Source organism: Fundicoccus sp. Sow4_F4, from assembly GCF_052116145.1.
Classification (GTDB): domain Bacteria; phylum Bacillota; class Bacilli; order Lactobacillales; family Aerococcaceae; genus Fundicoccus.
Window position 1 is genome coordinate 22,374 of record NZ_JBQKLQ010000003.1, and the last position, 20,141, is coordinate 42,514.

Annotated in this window: 17 protein-coding genes; 6 read left to right on the forward strand and 11 right to left on the reverse strand. The window is 44.5% G+C overall.

The genetic code is table 11. From position 1 onward, the window contains the following. Positions 1-4: 4 nt before the first annotated feature. The 6 genes from ACTQ5J_RS05765 to ACTQ5J_RS05790 all read right to left on the reverse strand — a co-directional run bounded on the left by ACTQ5J_RS05765 (position 5) and on the right by ACTQ5J_RS05790 (position 8,391). Positions 5-1,630 carry a DEAD/DEAH box helicase gene (locus tag ACTQ5J_RS05765; RefSeq protein ID WP_441751377.1) on the reverse strand — a complete coding sequence of 542 codons (1,626 nt, stop codon included), beginning with the start codon at positions 1,628-1,630 and terminating at the stop codon, positions 5-7. Between the two features lie 413 nt (positions 1,631-2,043). Continuing rightward, positions 2,044-3,447: a UDP-N-acetylmuramoyl-tripeptide--D-alanyl-D-alanine ligase gene (locus ACTQ5J_RS05770; RefSeq protein ID WP_441751379.1), complete on the reverse strand. Its 1,404-nt coding sequence runs from the start codon at positions 3,445-3,447 to the stop codon at positions 2,044-2,046. Between the two features lie 121 nt (positions 3,448-3,568). Continuing rightward, a complete protein-coding gene (locus ACTQ5J_RS05775) occupies positions 3,569-4,651 on the reverse strand; it encodes a D-alanine--D-alanine ligase (protein ID WP_441751381.1) in 1,083 nt (360 codons plus the stop codon). An 18-nt stretch (positions 4,652-4,669) separates the two neighbouring features. Continuing rightward, on the reverse strand, positions 4,670-5,431 hold the full coding sequence (locus ACTQ5J_RS05780; RefSeq protein ID WP_441751383.1) for a hypothetical protein: 762 nt from the start codon (positions 5,429-5,431) through the stop codon (positions 4,670-4,672). An 802-nt stretch (positions 5,432-6,233) separates the two neighbouring features. Next, on the reverse strand, positions 6,234-6,791 hold the full coding sequence (locus tag ACTQ5J_RS05785) for a LemA family protein (RefSeq protein WP_441751806.1): 558 nt from the start codon (positions 6,789-6,791) through the stop codon (positions 6,234-6,236). Between the two features lie 82 nt (positions 6,792-6,873). Beyond that, positions 6,874-8,391, reverse strand: coding sequence for an FAD/NAD(P)-binding protein (locus ACTQ5J_RS05790; protein ID WP_441751385.1), 1,518 nt, complete (start codon positions 8,389-8,391; stop codon positions 6,874-6,876). Positions 8,392-8,643: 252 nt separating this feature from the next. On the opposite strand from ACTQ5J_RS05790, the gene ACTQ5J_RS05795 reads away from it, so the two are divergent. The 3 genes from ACTQ5J_RS05795 (at position 8,644) to ACTQ5J_RS05805 (ending at position 11,443) form a co-directional block, all read left to right on the forward strand. Beyond that, the gene (locus ACTQ5J_RS05795) at positions 8,644-9,504 is read left to right on the forward strand and encodes a VOC family protein (protein ID WP_441751387.1); all 861 of its coding nucleotides are present in this window, start codon (positions 8,644-8,646) and stop codon (positions 9,502-9,504) included. A gap of 77 nt (positions 9,505-9,581) precedes the next feature. Beyond that, entirely contained in the window at positions 9,582-10,568 is a 987-nt protein-coding gene (locus ACTQ5J_RS05800; protein WP_441751389.1) for a VOC family protein, read from the forward strand. A gap of 98 nt (positions 10,569-10,666) precedes the next feature. Beyond that, a complete protein-coding gene (locus ACTQ5J_RS05805; RefSeq protein ID WP_441751391.1) occupies positions 10,667-11,443 on the forward strand; it encodes a thermonuclease family protein in 777 nt (258 codons plus the stop codon). Between the two features lie 888 nt (positions 11,444-12,331). Here the strand turns inward: ACTQ5J_RS05805 and ACTQ5J_RS05810 are convergent. Continuing rightward, positions 12,332-13,321 (reverse strand): aromatic acid exporter family protein, encoded by a 990-nt coding sequence (locus tag ACTQ5J_RS05810; RefSeq protein ID WP_441751393.1) that lies wholly within the window; start codon positions 13,319-13,321, stop codon positions 12,332-12,334. Then, entirely contained in the window at positions 13,321-14,241 is a 921-nt protein-coding gene (locus tag ACTQ5J_RS05815) for an NRDE family protein (RefSeq protein ID WP_441751395.1), read from the reverse strand. The genes ACTQ5J_RS05810 and ACTQ5J_RS05815 overlap by 1 nt, the downstream gene beginning before the upstream one ends. A 221-nt stretch (positions 14,242-14,462) precedes the next feature. Here ACTQ5J_RS05815 and ACTQ5J_RS05820 point away from each other — a divergent pair, with 221 nt between their 5' ends. Further along, complete coding sequence (locus ACTQ5J_RS05820; RefSeq protein WP_441751396.1) at positions 14,463-15,386, forward strand: acyl-CoA thioesterase; 924 nt, start codon at positions 14,463-14,465, stop codon at positions 15,384-15,386. A gap of 774 nt (positions 15,387-16,160) precedes the next feature. Here the strand turns inward: ACTQ5J_RS05820 and ACTQ5J_RS05825 are convergent. The 3 genes from ACTQ5J_RS05825 to ACTQ5J_RS05835 all read right to left on the reverse strand — a co-directional run bounded on the left by ACTQ5J_RS05825 (position 16,161) and on the right by ACTQ5J_RS05835 (position 18,045). After that, entirely contained in the window at positions 16,161-17,141 is a 981-nt protein-coding gene (locus ACTQ5J_RS05825) for an NADPH:quinone reductase (protein ID WP_441751398.1), read from the reverse strand. Positions 17,142-17,325: 184 nt separating this feature from the next. Beyond that, positions 17,326-17,766, reverse strand: a complete 441-nt coding sequence (locus ACTQ5J_RS05830; protein ID WP_441751808.1) for a polyphenol oxidase family protein — start codon at positions 17,764-17,766, stop codon at positions 17,326-17,328. After that, positions 17,767-18,045 carry a hypothetical protein gene (locus ACTQ5J_RS05835; protein WP_441751400.1) on the reverse strand — a complete coding sequence of 93 codons (279 nt, stop codon included), beginning with the start codon at positions 18,043-18,045 and terminating at the stop codon, positions 17,767-17,769. Positions 18,046-18,348: 303 nt separating this feature from the next. On the opposite strand from ACTQ5J_RS05835, the gene ACTQ5J_RS05840 reads away from it, so the two are divergent. Beyond that, complete coding sequence (locus ACTQ5J_RS05840; protein ID WP_441751402.1) at positions 18,349-18,966, forward strand: NUDIX hydrolase; 618 nt, start codon at positions 18,349-18,351, stop codon at positions 18,964-18,966. A gap of 62 nt (positions 18,967-19,028) precedes the next feature. Further along, the gene (locus ACTQ5J_RS05845; RefSeq protein WP_441751403.1) at positions 19,029-20,090 is read left to right on the forward strand and encodes an AbrB family transcriptional regulator; all 1,062 of its coding nucleotides are present in this window, start codon (positions 19,029-19,031) and stop codon (positions 20,088-20,090) included. The last annotated feature ends 51 nt before the right edge of the window (positions 20,091-20,141 follow it).

Below are 20,141 nucleotides of genomic sequence, written 5' to 3' on the forward strand. Positions count from 1 at the left end.
AAAATTAGTTGTCTTTATTTTTTTTGATTGAAAAACTTTTGTTTGTTTTGCTTGCAGTTTGTTTGCGGTTATCACGGTTTGGGCGATCACTGCTGCTTGCACGTTTATCGCGGTCTGGACGATCACGACGGTCACGGCGTTCGCTACTGCTTGCTCCTGTACGTCCTTCACGACTGCCGCGGCCATCACGACTTGAGCGTCCTTCACGGCTTCCACGACCTTCACGGTCGCCGTAACGTTTTCCACCACCGCCACCTGAGCGGTTGTTGCGTCCGCGTGAACGGTTATTACCTTGTTTGCCACCAGATCCTGGTAATGGTCGTTGTGGTGAGATTTGAACATTTACAGAAGAGTTGTCTGAGATGATTTCGCTTAATAAAGCAGAAACTAAGTCATTTACTTCGTAATGATTTAATAATAATTTAGCTGAGTTACGGAAGTTTTCGATATCTTCTGAAGCTAATTTATCATTTAATTGGTCGATTAATTGTTGTAGTTGTCCTTGACGCGCTTCTTTATCAGAAGGTGGCGCTAAAGGTTTCATTTGTTTAGTGGTCATTGTCTCAATTGAACGTAAGTAAGACATTTCGTTTGGTGTCACGAAAGTGACTGACATACCTTCTTTACCAGCACGACCCGTACGACCGATACGGTGAACATAGCTTTCTGGATCTTGAGTAATATCGTAGTTGTAAACGTGAGTCACGCCTGAAATATCTAATCCACGTGCAGCAACGTCAGTTGCTACTAAGATTTCAATTTCGCCACGACGGAAAGCGTTGATAACGCTCATACGTTTTTGTTGCGTGATGTCACCGTGAATTAATTCAGCGTTGAAACCACGTAACGATAAACCGTGTCCGACTTCGTCAACACGTTTTTTCGTACGACAGAACACAATTGATTGTGTTGGGTTTTGAACATCTAATAAACGTGTGAAGATGTCGAATTTCTCGTCATCACGACATTTAACAAAGTGTTGTTCAATTAAATCAGCTGTCATTTGTTTCGCTTCAACTTTAACATGCGTAGGCTCTTTTAAGAATTGTTTTCCTAAAGCTTTGATCGCCGGAGGCATTGTTGCAGAGAATAATAACGTTTGACGAGTGTCTGGTGTTTGTTCAACGATTGACTTGATGTCTTCGATGAAGCCCATGTTTAACATTTCGTCTGCTTCGTCTAATACTAATGTTTGTAATTGGTCTAATTTTAAGACTTTACGTTTAATTAAGTCTAATAGACGACCTGGCGTACCAACGATGATTTGTGGTTGGTTACGTTTGATACGTTCGATTTGTTTACCAATTGGTGAACCACCGTAAACAACGTAAACGCGAGCTCTTTGCTCTTTACCAATACGGAATAGCTCCTCTTGTACTTGAATGGCTAATTCACGAGTGGGTGCAATGACTAAACCTTGAATAGATTTTTCACTGTTATCGATTTTATTTAACATTGGCAAACCAAAAGCAGCAGTTTTACCTGTACCTGTTTGCGCTTGACCGATTAAATCTTTGCCCTCTAATGCAACAGGAACTGATTGTTGTTGGATCGGTGTTGGTTCCTCAAAGCCCATGTCTGTTAGGGATTTAAGTAAGTCTTTATTTATAGCTAATTCTGAAAATTTCAATATATTATTCTTCCTCTTCTGTGTTTTCTTTGATTTACGACAATAAAAGTTATTAGAAGTGTGATTCAGTCCGACTATATCTCTCACAAGGAGAGTGATGCATCAACTCGATGCTTACGGTTATGACAAAAGTCATAACTGACGTGTACTAGATGCTGCCTCAATCTCCGCGCTTCTAATACAAATATTCAACCCACTTAATGCAAAATATGATTGATAAACAATCTGCAGGGTCTTTCGCTCTCAACGAAAAAACCGCGATGACAAAGGACTACTAAGCCAAGGCTTTGTAGAGCGTCATGCGGTCAAGGTGCAATTTTAATAATTGGATGACTAAATGATACTTTGTTAACTTCTATAATAGTGTAACATGTTTGAATACTTCCATCAAACATAGAACTGTATCTTAACAATTATTTAGTCACTTGTCCAGTCAAAGCTGTAACAACTTGTAATAGATTAACGCCGAAGCTTGATTTCACAAGTAAAACATCGGTAGGACGGGTATCTTCTTCTAATGCTTGAATCAACTCTTCGTGTCTACTTTCGATATAAACGAGTTGGTCTAGCGTAAATTTAGATTGTAACTCTTCATATAGGTAAGCCATTTGAGGGCCAAACAAGTATACTTTATCGATGGCTTCTGGATGAATTGAGCTGCTGAGTTCACGGTGAAACTGCTCGCTATCATTACCCAACTCACGGATATCTCCTAAAACAGCCACTTTACGTTCGACCCCTTCTAACGTAATATTTGATAAAGTAGTTAAAATCGCATGCATCGACGTTGGGCTCGCATTGTAAGCATCATTTAGTAAACGTGCCCCTTGATGGGTTTTCAACCATTGTAGGCGGTTGGCTGTTAATTTAAATTGAGCCAATTGGAAAATTGCTTGTTCACTTGGCACATCTAATACTTCTGCAATACTTAAAGCAATCAGCGCGTTTGATACATTATAAGCGCCAATCACTGGTATCATGCTGATGACATTCTCGTCAATATTGGTTTTGAAATAGGTTTTATCCGGTTCTTCAACCAAGTTATAAGCAAAAACATCCGCATGCTCATCGAAACCAAAGCTGCGCATATAAATTGGAAACTCAATCTCTGGCATTTCTGTTTCAATCAAGGCTTCATTGGCTGGATAAATAAAGATGCCATTCTCCTTCAAACCATTTAAAATTTCTAGCTTTGCTCGCGCAATCCCTGCACGACTGCCTAAAAACTCAAGATGGCTTTCTCCAATTAAAGTCACGACTGCGATATCTGGCTTAGCAATCTTGGATAATAATTCAATCTCACCGAAAGCGCTCATTCCCATTTCAACCACACACACTTGTGTGTCTTCAGGCATATGTAATAAAGTATAGGGCAAGCCAATCTCGTTATTATAATTACCTTCTGTTTTATGGACGATGTATTTGGCTTTCAAGGTTGAAGCCGTCATATCTTTGGTTGTCGTTTTACCGTTACTGCCAGTAATCCCAATCACTACTGGATTAATTAGCTTGCGATAATAAGCGGCTAATTTTTGGAAAGCTTCCAATGTATCATCAACAAATACGACTGCTAATTGATCGGAAGGTGCCTCTGCTTGGTCGCCTGACCATAATGTCGCTACTGCTCCATTATCAATCGCTTGTTGAATATAACTGTGGCCGTCTGTCGTTCCGCCAACTAAGGGGATAAATAAGCCTCCTGGCTTAATACGACGCGCATCAAATTCAACATTTTCAACTGAAATCGATCGGTCCTTAGCTGTATAATCGATTGCTTGAACCTGTTTCACAACATCCATTAACTTAATAGCTTTCATTCGTTTTCCCACCTAATATCTTTCATTCATTCTATTATTCGCCCATTAAACAGCCCTCTCACTACAATGGCAAAATAGGGTACGTTCCACTGTGAGGCTATTTTCCCTGTTTTTTCTTTAATTATCTTAGGGCTTTCTTGGCATTGTAGCGACGCAGTGCTAATTGTAATAATTCTTCAATTAAATCGCGGGCTTCTAGGCCAGTTGCTTGCCACAAGCTTGGATACATACTGTATGGTGTAAAACCTGGCATAGTATTGATTTCATTAATATAGACGTCGTAGCTGCTTGTGACAAAGAAATCCACACGTGACAAGCCGCTGCCGTCAATTGCACGGTAAGCTTGAAGCGCATACTCTTGAATCTTCTCAGAAACAGCTTCTGGTAAGTCAGCAGGTATCTGCTTATGAACACTGTTGTTGACATATTTTTCGTTGTAATCGTAAAAATCCACTTCTTTGAGTAATTTGCCGACTAAACTGACATGCGCGTCATCATTCCCCAGAACTGCGACTTCACACTCATCGGCTGAAATCCCTTGTTCCACTAAAATCCGGCGGTCAAAACGAAGAGCTGTTTCGATGGCTGCCGCCAATTGCTCACGGTCATGTACTTTATTAATGCCAACACTTGAGCCCATATTAGCGGGTTTGACAAATAATGGATATAACAAGCTGCCTTCACATTTCTGAATCCATTCCTCAGAACTTTCGCGCCACTCTCTTTGATCGAAAGCCACATAAGGCACTTGTGGAATATTGCTGTTGTCAAATAAACGTTTGCTAATAATTTTATCCATACCATTGGCACTCGCCGTAACGCCCGCTCCTACATAAGGAACGTCTAGCACTTCAAGGAAGCCTTGAATCGTGCCATCTTCACCATTTGGACCGTGTAAAATTGGAAAAACGATTGTCTCTTCGTCCTCAACTTTGATAGCGCCCGGGTTAATCACGACGCCACGTGATGTCTCATCAGATGATTGAGCCCAATAGGCCGTCTCGCTTGCTTGAAGCGTCAATTGTTCCACGCTGTCGCTTGGCTGTTCAAGCAAAGGTGCTTTTAGCCATTGCCCTTCTTTTGTAATATAAATCGGCTGTACTTGATAATACTTGTACATAATTGCCTGGCAAATATTGTGAGCAGAAATAATTGAAATTTCGTGCTCGGCACTTTGCCCTCCGTATAATAGCGTGATTTTCATTCTTTAATCCTCCCAATTCTAACTTTCCAAGTCAACATGCAACTCTAACGTCCACTCTTTACTCTGTGTGTCATAAACTAAGCTGCCGACTGCCTCGTTCAAGACTTGATTTTGTGACAAAAGAGTTAATTCATCTTCAATAATCATTAATGGAATTCGCCAGCTGTTTTCTCTTTGTTCAGCTTGCGAATAATTTATTTTAATACCACTCGCAAATAGAGGACTCAACTGCTCCACTACCTCCATCGGCAAACTCGCGACAACTTCTTTACGTCCAAAAAAGCGCGACTTTCTTTCATTCATAAGCTCAGTCGTCTCCTCTTGAATCACTCGTTGAAAACGAGGATAGAAATGAGTAACGTGTCGATAATACATCTTATTTAAACCATTTGGCAAGGTTAGAAAGACATAGTTATTCTGTAACTTATAGAAGAATGCTGATCTCAGCGTCTTATGCGCATGAAACAAATACAACAGCTCAGAAATTTCCGTTGGCGATAATTGATGCATCAACTCGATACTCTCAAAATCAACCCAATTGGACATCCGAATATTCTCCTTACGACAAATTTCCATATAATCGTAAACTTCCGTCTGGCCACGTAAAATTTTAAAGTTCGTCTGCGCATCATAACGGCCAAACTCCGGCGGCGTTTCACCTAAAATCAAATGGGTCGGCATGTACTGCTCATTAAAATCCGAACTCCGTAAAGAAATTGCACGCGTCATAATATGGTTCGTTACCGAATCGTAATGCACATACAAGTTAATTCGACTCATTTCTTTCCTCCTTCCTCTTTCACTCTGGATACAATAGGGCCTTAAGCCAGCTGGCAGTTTGAAACCAGCTTTTCTATCGCTACTTGGTAAATACTAATGCTTTCTTTTATAAAGCTTGGCGTGTAGCTATCTGGCTTTGAGCACGTCTGACGCCCCGCAAAAATCGAGCGACGCTTCCTTTATGAGTCCCCCATAAAAAAAAGCGTCATTTTTGTGAGTCATGATTCCCATAAAAAGCTCAAATTATCATTAGCCCTCATTTTACTCTTTTTAAAGACTAATTTAAAGACCTTGTCTACGGAAATATATTACAGTTCAACGACAGTGTAAACGCCCATCAATACTATTATATAGGAAGCTAGGTCCTTTGTGGGGAATATCGCCATAATGTCATGATAACGTCATTTATGCGCGTGTGGGCGGCAGGTCGAGGAGGCAACGAGGTAAATTTCCTTGCGTCATACACAAACCTAAACCAGCTTTCTTGCGTCTTTTGCTACCAGCAATTAATTTCACTCTAAATGTGTAACCTCTCCTTCTTCCCCCAAAGAAAACCCGCAGTGTTACTCGCCCAGGCTCACGTCGATAGAAGCTAGCTGCTGCCCTTGTAAAATCGTCAAACCCATCGTGGCTGACGTTTTTTCTTTTAGCCTTTTACACTGCTTACTTTGGTGGCCGTCAAACAGCCCCAAGCAAACCAAAAAAAGCCCCAACCCGCTCACTTTCCACGGACTGGCGCCTTCTAATTCATTACAGATATAATCCTTTTGACGTCCCATTCAAATCGAGAAACAATCCAAGCTTAGAATTGAACTTGTGGTGCTTGACGAGCAGCATCTGGTGTTTCCAAATAAGGTTTAACTGTAAAACCATGAACACCCGCCACAATATTTGTAGGAACAGTTTGCACACGTTCATTGTATTGCTGAATACTTGAGTTATACAATTGACGCGACGTTGCAATTTTGTTCTCTGTATCTTCCAAAGTTCTTTGAAGTTCTTGGAAGTTTGTGTTGGCCTTCAAATCTGGATACGCCTCAGCAACCGCTAGTAAACGTGAAAGAGCACCCGATAACTCATTTGACATGGCATTCTTTTGCTCAGGAGAAGCGTCAGACGGCAGGTTCACAATTTGTTGACGAGCAGTGACAACAGCTTCAAGAGTTTCACGTTCATGGCTTGCATAACCTTTGACCGTTTCCACGATATTAGGAATCAAGTCATTACGTCTTTGTAGTTGAACGTCGATTTGACTAAAGCTACCTTCTGCCCAAGTACGAAGTTTTACAAGACTATTATAAATTGAAATCCATGCAAAAGCTAAAATCAACAGGACTCCGAGTCCAATTAGTGCGATCATCATGATGTTTTCCACCTTTCTTACTTACCTTGTTAATTCAAGTATAATCGATTCTAAAGATAATGTGAAATATTAAGCCAAATTAAACTTCAGCCTGAGCTAAAAGACGCCTCACCAACCGTTGCGCCTGACCTTGAATCTTAAAAGTAGAATTATTCTGATAAATCGCACCGCCCACTAACATCCCATGACCATGTAAACTAGCCCACTCACCATAACGCGGCGAAATCAGATTCAGCGACTCAAAATTCACACTCAAACCACCCGCAGAATCGACTTGCACCAAACGCTGATCGACTAAACGCTCCAGCAAATCATAGCCCTCAAGATCGCGCATCGCCAAATCCATGCCCGTCGCATTCACCACCCAATCAACCACCACATCCGCGTCACCCTCACCCAGCCCGAGGACAAAATAAGGCTCTACCCCCTCTGGCGTCAACTCACTTGGCCTTTGACATGCTTCAATGATTGACACATCCCATAAGATAGTAATCTCTTTATTTCTCACGCCCTCTAATAATTCAACCGCTGAAGCATGCGGCATCGGATTACGAAAAGCAACCAATAACTTATCATAGCGTTCATTAAATTGCTGGCGGTCACTTTCATTCATCGCCGCCCAACCTTCCGTTAGAATAATCGACGCTTGCAACATCACCTGTTGCATCAAACTCACTAGATCTGGATTATGGTAGGAAACTAACACCCCTTCGATTCCTCGTCGAAAAAATGTCTCTATAAAATAAGTCAGATCAATCCCCAATTGTGCCAACTCCGCCTTCAATAAGGTTTCGAAGTTCTCAAAACTAAACCGTCCCTCTTGCTGCTTGATAGATACTCGCACATTCTCTTCCGTTAAAATCTTACATTGATAAGGCGAGTCCGCTTGTCCCCGCACGCTCGGAAAATAATTTGAACGCGAAAACAGCTTCAGTTCGCGAATCCCCAATTCATCATATAGGTATTTGTAAACGTCCAAAGCCGACAAGCCTGTCCCAATCACCGCCACCGAGTCGCCCGGCTTCGGCCCTTCCTTCAAGGCTGCTAGAGGATAGGGCTCATGAATATAATGTGGCTGACCTTTTAAGTCATAATAATCAGCTGCCGGCAATTCGCCGCAACACAAATGCAGGCGGTCAAAAAGCAAATCCTCAGCCCGAACGTCTTCAAGCCCATCGGCATCAGCCGACAACTGAAGCTGCCATTGGCGACTAGCCGGCAACCATTTGACAGCCGTCACTTTCGTCTCGATGACGCTTGCTCCTAACTCACTGACTAATGCTTGCGTGCGAGCATTCAAATAATCGCCAAATAATTTGCGACTGGTAAACTCCGGTACTTCCAGACCTTCTATCTTTAACCAATTAACGAAATCCTCTTCGTCTTCAAAATCATAACTAATCGTATGACTCCGCGAATTATTCAAAGCGTGTACCGACTGCTCGCGAAAGGGCTTGCCTCGCCCAAAACTTTCAGACGAGTCGAAACATACCAATTCCACTTCAGCCGCCGGATAATGCGGCAACTCCTTGGCATACGCCAATAAGACACCTGCTCCACTGACGCCCATCCCAATCACCGCTATTTTTTCCTTCATACGAAAACCCCTTTATCTAGCCAACTATTTGACTTAGCTATTTTGTCCAATGAATTATGATTCTTTGTCTTTTATAAACTGTCCCCTTATTTTACCACGTTCTGTCTGAATCTGTTTCCCCCAAAAGATTATTATTTCGAATTCATTGGATTTATTTGTTGACACTGTCATGCATTAGCGTTATCATTATAATGTTCGTTTGAATGATAAATTTAACACCTACACATAAAAAACTTTAACGGAGGAATTACTATGACATTGAATCCATTGACTCAAGCAAAAACCAATCTAATCACCAGCGCCATCCAAATTAACGCTCTCGACTCAGCCAACTTAGCTGCTTACTACGAGCAAGTGATCGGCCTAACACCGATTGAAACTAAAGAAGGCTACTACGCACTGGGAACGCCAGACCAAAAGGTCCTATTAGAAATCTTCCAAACATCAAGTCGCGAAGAAATCAAAGCAACCGGTCTTTACCACATGGCCTTTCTATTACCCACGATGGCTGACTTAGGAACAATCCTCATGCACTTTGTGAAAAATGAAGTACCATTAACTGGCGCGTCAAACCATGGCTACAGTAATGCCCTTTACATGGACGATCCAGAAGGCAACGGCATCGAAATCTACGTCGATAAAGACACAAGTGAATGGGACATCCACGAAGACGGCCACATCGCAGGCATCGTCGAACAAATGGACGTCGAAGCAGTCGTTAAAAATGCCCGCCCAGAATTTGACGGCATGCCAAATGGCACAACCATGGGCCACATCCACTTACACGTAGGTGACATCGACGCGTCACGCGACTTTTTCCTTGACGTTCTGGGCCTAGGTTTCAAATTCCCAATGGGACAAGCCATCTTCATGGCATCCGGCGACTACCACCACCACCTAGGCGCCAACCTATGGAAAGGCCGCAACCTACCAGGACCAGCCAGCCTGGACCAACAAGGCCTCCGCGCCTCAATCTGGCAAGGTAACCAAGCAGACTACGACTACGTAATCGAACGCTTAGACGCCAACAACATCGCCTACGACAACTCAGGCACCGAACTAACATTCAAAGACAACTCTGGTTTAACCACCATCGTTCGTTTAACAAAATAGAACCTCATCCCACACGCATTTAGCCGACCCTGTCCTTGACAAGGCCGGCTGACTGCCTTTATTTAGAAGGAGTCCATATGACACACATTAGAAGAAGACTGCTCAGCCTAGTACTACTTTCTTTTCTACCCATTACCCACGTCTTTGCGCAAACGAGCGTTCCCTTCGCACACGCTAGTACGGTGCTAGACTTAAGCGCAGAAGAACACGCCCAAAGACAGGCACAAGAAACTGCCCTCACACCTGTAGGCTACCAACTCAATGCGATGAAACCGAGTATTCTGGCAGATTTTTATATCCATTTACTTGGGATGCACTTAGTTGAAGCCGACGAGGCAGCTGACTATTATGCTTTAGGTAACGCAGCCGGCGAGATTCTCTTAGAAATTTCCCCAGCTACCGCCCCAAAAACTAGCCAGACAAGTGGCTTATATCATGGGGCTTTCTTATTCGATTCCGAAGTCGAGTTCGGCACGACCCTGGCCCACCTACTTGAAAACAAAGCCCCCATGCATGGCTATTCCGATCATGGTTTCAGTAAGGCCGCCTATCTAGGTGACATTGAAGGCAATAGTATTGAAATTTACCTAGACACGCCGACCGGCTCGTGGCAAATCGATGAATTTGGCTACACGCAAGGTGGCAATGAGGCCTTAGATATCACGCCCTATCTGCTTCAAAGAAGCCAGGACGTTACCGGCTTTGGTGAAGGCGTTAGGATGGGACATTTCCATTTGAGCGTCAATAACATTGAGGAGTCGGAATGGTTTTACGGCGAAGTTTTAGGCTTAGCTCAAAGCTCAGCTCCAACGAGCGATACTGCCTTCTTTGCGACGGGCGATTACCATCACTACCTGGGGACCAATAGTTGGACAAGCGAACATGCTCCTGCTCCAAGCGCTGGCCTTCAAGGTTTACGCGCTACCATTTGGCAAGCAAGCTCATCTGACGATATCGCTTATATTATGGAACAACTTGACGCTGGCGATATTAGTTATGAAGAAAATGATCAGGAATTAAGTCTACTGGATAATTCGGGCTTATCAGTCATTATCCGCAAGTAACTAACGCACGCTTTTAAGACCGCCATGGCGGTCTTTTTCCTATTTTGTCCAGTAGATTTTGCGTAAGAAAAAGGTTAGGATAGAAGAGGAGGTGGGCAATGAAACGATTATTGATAGGACTCATGTTGTGGCTCGTGTGGCCGTTAGGGATTGGCTTGGCCGAAGACGTACCGTCGTCGTCATACGAGTGGCAAGCAGAAGCTTTTGACATGGCTGCTTTGTTTGAAGTTGACTTGGTCAAAGTTGTCGATGGGGATACCGCTTATTTCTTGACGGAAGATTCGCGTGAGGTCAAGGCGCGCTTTCTATTAATCGATACGCCTGAATTACGACACCCTAAAACGGGCAAGCAACCTTTATCCGACGAAGCAAAGGCACGCGTTAGCGAATTGTTGGAGGATGCCGATCAGATTTACTTGGAATACGATATCGGTTCGCGTTTAGACAAATACCAGCGCGATCTAGTTTACGTTTGGGCGGATGATGTCTTAGTGCAGGAAGTGCTGGCCGCTGAAGGCTTGGCCGATGTCACTTACATTTACCCACCCAACACACGCTACTTGGAATTCTTGGATGAAGCTAAAGACTTTGCCCAAGTCGAACGCCAAGGTTTGTGGGGCTTGCCGAGTGCTTTTGAATCCTTGGATGACGGCGATTCGGCGAATGCGGTGGCCAACCAGTTTGAAGGCGGCGGCGATAATTCAACTTCTAGCGATTCAGCTGATTATCAAACTGTTTATATCGCGCCCTTGTCCGGCACCAAATACCATTTGGATGAACGTTGTCGCGGCTTGAAGAAGGCTGCCTCGGTGGAAGCTTTAACTTTAGAAGAGGCAATGGCTCAAGGTTATGATCTATGTGGTTATGAGAAATAAAAGTATACTTGTCGCCCGATCTATCTTTTGATGGATCGGAGGCTTTTTTTTTTTGGGGGGGAATTGTCCACTCGGGATTTGAGTGGGACAATTAAAACTTTAACGTGACCACTCAGATGGCGAGTGGGACAATTCGAATGACTTTGGAAGGTATTTGGGCGATTTCAGCCCTTTTATGCTCAAGTAGATCTTTGATTTTACACGCTATAGGTGATGTTTAGGTTTTAATTGTCCCACTCGGGATTTGAGCGGGACAATTAAAACTTTAACGTGACCACTCAGATGGCGAGTGGCCAATTAGAATGAATTTAGAGAGAATTTAGGTGATTTCAGCCCTTTTATGCTCAAGTAGACCATTGATTTTACACGCTATAGGTGATGTTTAGGTTTTAATTGTCCCACTCGGGATTTGAGTGGGACAATTAAAACTTTAACGTGACCACTCAGATGGCGAGTGGGACAATTAGAATGAATTTGGAAGGTATTTGGGTGATTTCAGCCCTTTTATGCTCAAGTAAATCTTTGATTTTACACGCTATAGGTGATGTTTAGGTTTTAATTGTCCCACTCGGGATTTGAGTGGGACAATTAAAACTTTAACATGACCACTCAGATGGCGAGTGGGACAATTCGAATGAGTTTAGAGGGGAATGACCGAAAAGATAAAGGTGTCACTCCATTGCATTCCGTGACGATTTTATAAAAGCAGTGGTTCATGAACGGGCGCCTAGCAAACACTAGCCCTCCCGCTCTCTGGGTTCGGTAGCTTTTTAGAAGAAAGTATTCCCGTACGAGAAGCTTTTCTGGCGGAGTGCATAAGGCAAGAATGAAAAGACCACCCTCTAGGCTTGTTTATCACAAGCTTGAGGGTGGCTTATTTTTGCTCAATTATTTAGGTACAAAGCGGTTTTGGTAGGTGCTTGGGTCCATGTGGACAAAGAAGTCGCGTTTGACTTCTAGAAAGCGTTCGAAGTCGGTTAACATTTGGAACAGTAAGGCGCGAGTTTCAAATTCTTCGCGCGTTGTGGGTAATTGAGAATCTCGGAAAACGCGGTAGAGTTGAGATATGTTGTCCAACAGAGCCGTGCCGGTGTTGAGTTCGTTGAATTCGTCAGCGGTTAGATGGAATAATTGCGACATCATGTTGTTGGATTCAGTCGCCAGGTGCAGGTCTGGTAGGTTAACCGTCATGTGTTGCATGATGTGGACTTGGTCGCGACGCATATTGATGTAATTCAGAAAATAGTCTGAATTTCTAAACAATTGATTATCGTATTCCGTCAAAGCGATTTCTTTCATTTGGTCCAATAAGTGATTCAGCCAACGGCAGCCTTGGTGGATTTCATTAAAATGGTCCGGAGTGTTCGTCAAAGCATCGCCCATCATATGCAGAATGTCACGCATTTGACATTCGATTTCTTCTTTCAACTGTTCGAGCTGCTTGGCGTAAGATGGCATCCATATATGAAAAACGAGCGCCATCAAGGCACCAATTGTCATCAGCATCAGGCCATTCAGTTGCCATTGCCAGGCAATGCTTTCTGCTATCATAAAATGGGTCACGAGGACCGAACATGGCGCAATCCCATCCTGAAGACGAAATTGATAAGCCAAAGGCACATAAAGCGCCAGGTACAAGCTGAAAGCATAAATGTTAAAGCCGACTAGCTTGAAAATCAAGCTCGCAATCGCGAAGGCTAATAAAGTCGATAAAAAGCGCGCAATAGCGGTATTTAAGGACGCTTTACGTGTATCGAGCACACTCAAAATCGCGACAATTCCTGCCGCGAGTGGGTTTTGTAAATTTAACAGCTGCGCTAGTAGGATTGAAGCTAGGGCTGCGAGAACTATTTTGATCGTTCGTTGGACGATACTCACTATTCATTCACCTCATTTGTTACTTGGCCATGCGGTCGCACACTTTGCTCGCTTGGCCCTAATTTAAATTGTTTTTCACTTATTTCGATCATATCTTCTTGATTATAACGCACTTCTTTAGCATGCACCCAACCGTCGCGGTCGACTAAAATCACGGTTGAGCCGACCGTTCCGAAATAATCCCCCTTAATAAATATCGACGAATTATTGCGCGCGACTTCCAGCGGCAACTGTTCAGGAATAATCGTCAAATTGCTGGCCGGGACGCTGTCTTGGAAAATCTCTAACAACTCATCAGGATCCAAGACCTCACGGTGAGTGGTAAAAGTGTCCGTTGTGTCCCCGGATGCAAGCCCACCATCCGCCAAATTCTGGGTTTCCTGTTCGCCACCAATCACACCCATACTCACCGCCATCCCCAGATAACCTGCCAACAAACCAAGCGAACGCATTTCCTTATGCATAGTCAAATCATCATATGTATTGCCGACACTATGTAGGCCATGTGCGTAGCGCTCGACGCAGTCTTCAACATTGGAATAAACCCACAAGCCACCCTCGAGCGAACCGAAAATCAAATGGTAGCCTTCATAACGCTGACGACTAGCACGCAAAACGTCCAAGTAAGCCTCAGCTGAGTGATCCCCCTTTAGAAAATCACTGACCAAACTCCCGCGCGACACCGGTTCATGCGGCTGCCACTCTGTAAAAGGATGATTGGTCAAGGTCGCAAAACGCCCAGCCCGCGTCAAACCTAACCAAGTCCCACCATGATCTAAATCCCGACCTGCCAACACATCTGGCTGATCGTCCCAAAAATGTAGCCCCGCAGTCGGCCGCTCATAACGCTCATCGCGGTTCGCCACCAAAACGAACGGATAACGCTGATGCCCCCCTACCGCAAACGTCACTAAACACATCGCACACACTCCTTCCTCAAACTAATCACCTTAAATTATACACCAAATACCAGCCCAAGACCCCAAACATGATATACTTTACCTATTGGAAAATATTACTATACAGTTTATCAAGAAAAATAAACAGTCCAAAAACCTCAATCGCCACCCAGAGTGAAGGACAAAAAGTATAGTGACCAATTAAATGATAATGAAACTAACACGTCTAGGAGGATTTTTTTATGGCAAGCAATTGGAAACACTTAGTACAGTATTATGAAACAGATCTAGCGGGGATTGTTCACCACTCAAATTACGTCCGCTGGTTTGAAGAAGCCCGTACCTGGATGATGAGCGACATGGGCTACGACTATGCAAAAATGGAAGCCGACGGCGTTTTAGTGCCGGTCTTAGCAATCACAGCTCAATATAAGCGCATGACCCGCTTTGGTGAAACGGTAACTATCGCGGCCAAAGTTGAACAATTCAACGGTGTCACCATGACCCTTTCTTATGAAGTCACTGATGTGGCGACTGGAAAAGTCAAAGCCATCGGTTCAAGCATGCATGCCTTTCTTGATAAAGAAAGCTACCGTCCCATTGCCTTAAAGCGTTCTCTACCAGCAGTTCACGATATCTTCGCAGCTCGTTTTGAAACCGACCAAACAGATGGTAAAGACGGCGACTCAATTAAGAGCACACGCCGTGCGCGTCAAAGCATACCTGAATTTGACTTTACAACGCCTTCATCTGTAAGCACCCTTCATAAGGTTCAAGTCTATGAGACTGACCAAATGGCGATTGTTCATCATTCGAATTTCATTCGCCTGTTTGAAGAAGCACGTACGGAATTGATGGCCCATATCGGTTTCACGGAGAAAGAACAAGCGGAATTGGGTGTCCTAGCAGCCTTAGTGAAATTGAGAGCCGACTATAAAACAATGATTCGCTTTGGTGAATCGGTGACAATTCAAGCTAAAATCAGCGGCGTCGAAGGCAATCAGATTCATATCGCCTACCAAATTCTTGATTTAGCCAGTGGCGAATTGCGCAGTGTCGGACAGACAACGCTACAAGCCATCGATTTAGGCGGCGACCGCAGCTTCAAATTAGCCGACGCCTTACCTGACTTATACGCAAAACTTGAAGCATTGGCGGCCGAGTAAAGTTGATGTGCTCGTGACTTTCGCGAACGGCGATAGCACCGCTCGTGACGTAAGCCTGTGATGTGGACACTCGGATTGAGTTGGCATTCTTCCTATAATCGGTCTTTCCCCACAAAATATAGCTTGATTTAGTGGGGTTTGCTAGAGTTTGTCCCTTTCCACATCATCGCGAATCGAGCCATGATGTGGAACACGCGCCAGGATTCGTGGCTCAAGTCGCCATGATGTGAGATCAGAATTGGCTGGTCCTCAAAACTAAATTCCCAAGCTTACTTGCTGTTAGTCACAGCCCACCTGAAGATTCAAATGCTTCACGCACCAAATGATTCAGAAGGTGTGCTGGCAAGCCAGCACGATTTTAAGTCTAGCTGTCTTTATAAAATCGTCGCGAACGCAGAGAGCGACACCTTTGTGTTTTCAATGCGGGCGTCTTTTATCCCAAACAAGAATTAGCTGATTCACCCTGCTTTCCTAAAAAGCATACTAACGTTGTGTCTGCGCGAATAGCGATTGCCCCGCTGGTTACCAAGCACTTCGTCCACAGACATTCAAAACCAAAGGTGTCATTCGCTTATCGCTCACGACGATTAAAGTTATCGTCAACCCTTATCAAATCGTTTGAAACGCAGTGACGGACGCCTTATAATCGTTCTGCATGAAAATTTTTTCGAGGCGGATTCGAACGACTATCCATTGGCTTGAGCCAGTCACAAGCCAAAAAAAGCTGCAGCCTCGACTCTTCCAAAGAGTTCAAGGCTGCAGCTTGTTGCTTTTCTAAATAAGTTTCAGCACTAACTTACCATTCCCTTTTTTCGTCAAAATTTGTTCATGAGCTTCAGCCGCTTTATCCAGCGGTAGCACATCGCCCACTAATGGTAAAATCTCGCCTTCATCGACCAATCTAGTCAACTCTTTATAAGCTGCAGCCAATTCAGTCGCGTCCAAGTTGATGGAACTCAAACCCAAAATCGTTAAACCTTTAGTCATCGTGTGCCGCGGATCGATTTGAATCTTACCACGTGAACCAAGAATGATGATACGAGCTTCTTTGGCCGCAATTTCCATATCAGTCTCCAAGTTCTGGTTGGCTAACATCTCGATTATCACGTCCGGCCCTTGGTCATCAGTCACGGACATAATTTCATCATACTCGCCTTTAGCAACATGAGGCATCGCCACATCTGCACCAAGTGCACGAATCAACTTGCGCCCTTCTTCAGTACTAGCTGTTGCAATCACTTTCGCACCCAATGCCTTAGCAATCTGAATAGCCGTCAGCCCAACTGCGCCACTTCCACCATGAATCAGCACAGTATCGCTTTCTTTAACTTGTGCCCTTAAAACAATCGCCTGATAGGCGGCCAAACCAGGAATCCCCAATGCAGCCCCTTGTTCAAAAGTCAGCTCTTCGCTCAACGGATGAACACAAGTTGCATCTACGACGACTTTTTCAGCATAGGTACCAGTGTTACGTTTGGCCATAAAGCCACCGATATAGACACGGTCCCCTGACTTGAAATGAGTCACGCCTTCGCCAACGGTGTCAATCACTCCTGCTCCATCGAAGCCCGGTGTATAAGGTAACTCTGGAATATAAGCGCCGTAAGTGCCGGTACGTGCATAGGCCTCGTTGGGATTGATTCCTGCAGCATGTATGCTGATACGCACTTCTTGCGGCCCCGGCGTCGGTTCCGCAATCTCTACCAACTTCAAAACCTCAGGTCCACCAAACTCTTTAATTTGTATTGCTTTCATCTTAAATCCACCTTTCCTGATCATCGTTACAGACATCTTACCACTATTGTAACCGATATAACGAAAGGAAGTCGCCTAATTTCGCTAGATAGGTTCACCTTACAGGCCGACTGCGGTTTGCGCACATTACAAGCTTTAGCACCCAACTCACCCCGCGCTAATGCACCCAATAACACAACTAGCTCTATACGATCGTTATCAACGCGTTCAGACCATAGTCCGCTCCTTCTCTCTTAGCAGAATGCAAAGCCGGGTTTTCAAAAGCCGACTCACGCGACACCTCAATCTGCTCACGTCTCAAGCCATGTGCCAACAACAATACTAAATTGGCATCCGACATACTCAACAAAAACTTCTCCCCATGCGGTTTAAAAAATTGATCGCGCTCTGCAAAGTCCCCAAAAGCCTCATAAACACCTATACCAACTTCATAATTCATCTGATCAATCGACGGCCCTAAATAAACTACCAAATCTTCACGCCGACACTTAAAGTCTGACTCCAGCCACTCCAATGCATGCGCCGCAATCTCTTGCACCGTCCCGCGCCAACCCGAATGTAAGACAGCCTGCACTTTCTTGACCGGATCAAATAAGACAATTGGCGTACAATCTGCAAATTTAATCTATAAAGCGACAGCCGGGTGATCCGTGGTCAAACCATCTGTCTCCGGAAAAATCTTCCCGACCAGAAAATCATCCCCACGCAGACCATCACAATATTCAATAGTCACTCCATGAACCTGCGCGCTTGAATACAAGGCCGCCGGCTCAATCTGCATCTGTAACAACACCCGCTCCACATCGACAGCCAAACGCTCGCCCACCTTCGCATAACGAAAATCAAAGCCCGCCCCCGCAACATAATGTGACAAACCCTTCTGACTCAACTTAATCGAATGCATCTAACCAACCCTCTCCACTGAATACCCTCATCATACTATTAATCAACCCAATTTAAACAAAATAAACCCTTAATCTTCCCAGAGAAAGAAATACACGCCGCTCCGCCTTTTATCCTTTTTTGTCCCCTGTTTAAAGTCTCGTTTTAGTTAAAAGCCCCTCGTCACTTGCACCTAGAAAACAACCGCCTCTTAGACAATGACAGTTGAAAGGACCCACTCTCCAATAAAACACACTTTTAGCACCATAAAAAGAACAGATATCTGATATAATGAGATGGATTATCTTAGAAAGGTTTGAATGGTATGGATCATAACATTAAACACATTATTGAGAACTATCAAGCGCGACCTTACGGAGAACAGCGACACTATTCGGTCTTGTTGCCTTTGATTGACGTCGATGGTGAAACGCACGTCCTTTACGAAGTACGCAGTCATAAGATTTCACAACCAGGCGAAACTTCTTTTCCAGGAGGACGCGTCGAAGAAAACGAAGATTTCGCAACAGCAGCGGTGCGTGAAACGACCGAAGAACTGAATGTTAAAGCAGAAGATATTGAACTCTTTGGCGCCATTGACTATGTGATCAGTGATTGGGCAATTATTTACTGTTACGTCGGCCGCCTCAACGTGAAGCTGGAAGATATTCAATACAACGAAGAAGTCGAACGCGTCTTCACAATTCCGCTCGCCTACTTACTCGAAAACGAACCAAAGTATTATACGATTCGTGTAAAGTCGATGTTTGATGATGAATTCCCTTTCCATTTACTACCCAATGGACCCAACTACCAATTCAAGCATCAAGTGCATAAAACACCCTTCTACAATTTACCGGTAGAAAACTTGTGGGGTTACACCGCCAACCTCACACACCGTTTTTCTCGTATTCTGTTAGATGGAGACTTTACTATAAATTAAACACCAACATCGCGAGTCCAGACTTGTGATGTTTTACTTTGCTAATAAACAGGAGGAAGAAAATGGAAAGTTACTTAATGATGGCCATCACCCTCGCACTCGCGATTCTCGTCGGTCATGGCTTTATGAAAGCCCGCATCCCAGGCGGCCTACTCGTCGGCGTCATGTTAGTCTTTGCGACCATGCAAGTCCTGACCGGCACACTCTGGGCACCACCAGGCACCAAAGAAATCGCCCAAATGATTGCCGGTAGCTTTATCGGCGCGTCCCTGTCAACCGCGGACCTCAAGCGCCTGCCCCGACTGTGGAAAGCCTTCGCGACGATCATTTGCGGCCTAATTATTCTCAATATAACCATCGGCCTCCTACTGACCCAAGTCAGCGAGCTATCGCTCGTGACCGCACTTTTCGCCTCAATTCCCGGCGGCATGGGCACCATCCCAATCATCAGCCAGGACTACGGAGCCGATCCGATTACCGTCACCGTTATGCAATTCATCCGCATGGTGATGGGCATCGGCGTTTTCCCGTCGCTGGTCGTCAAACTCAATCAACATTTCAAAACTGATCAAAGGGCTGACACTCAAAATCAAGAGCCAACACCTCAGTCCACTCTGGCGCGAATAAGACCCATCAACAGCTTGCTTGCCTTAGTGGCCGCTAGCTTGTTCGCATGGGCGGCGAGTCAATTCTTAACTGGACTAAACCTAATGGTGCTGGCCTTAATTGGGATGGCCATCTTAAAGCTAACCATCGGCGTCACCCCCTTGCCAATCGGCTATCGCCGCCTGGCACAAATCCTATCAGGCTGGTATGTTGGTACGACCTTTTACGCCGAACAATTATCAGCCTTGTCCCAACTGGTCGTTCCCATCCTTGTCTTAATCCCAATGTTTCTACTGGGCTGTCTGGTGATTGGCTTTCTGGTTCACAAATTCCAGAAAATGCGTCTGACCGATTCAATGTTAGCTTCAATTCCAGCCGGCGCTTCAGACGTTGTCTTAATTTTAGGCGACTTAAATATCACCAACTCGGATATTGTGGTTTTGCAAGTCTTGCGCGTGATTGTCGTCACCAGCCTCTTTCCACAAATCGCCGTCTTCATCAACCACTGGCTAGGCTAAAAGCACTTGGAGCTTCCATCCACACACATAAAAGCGCACCTTCCACAACAA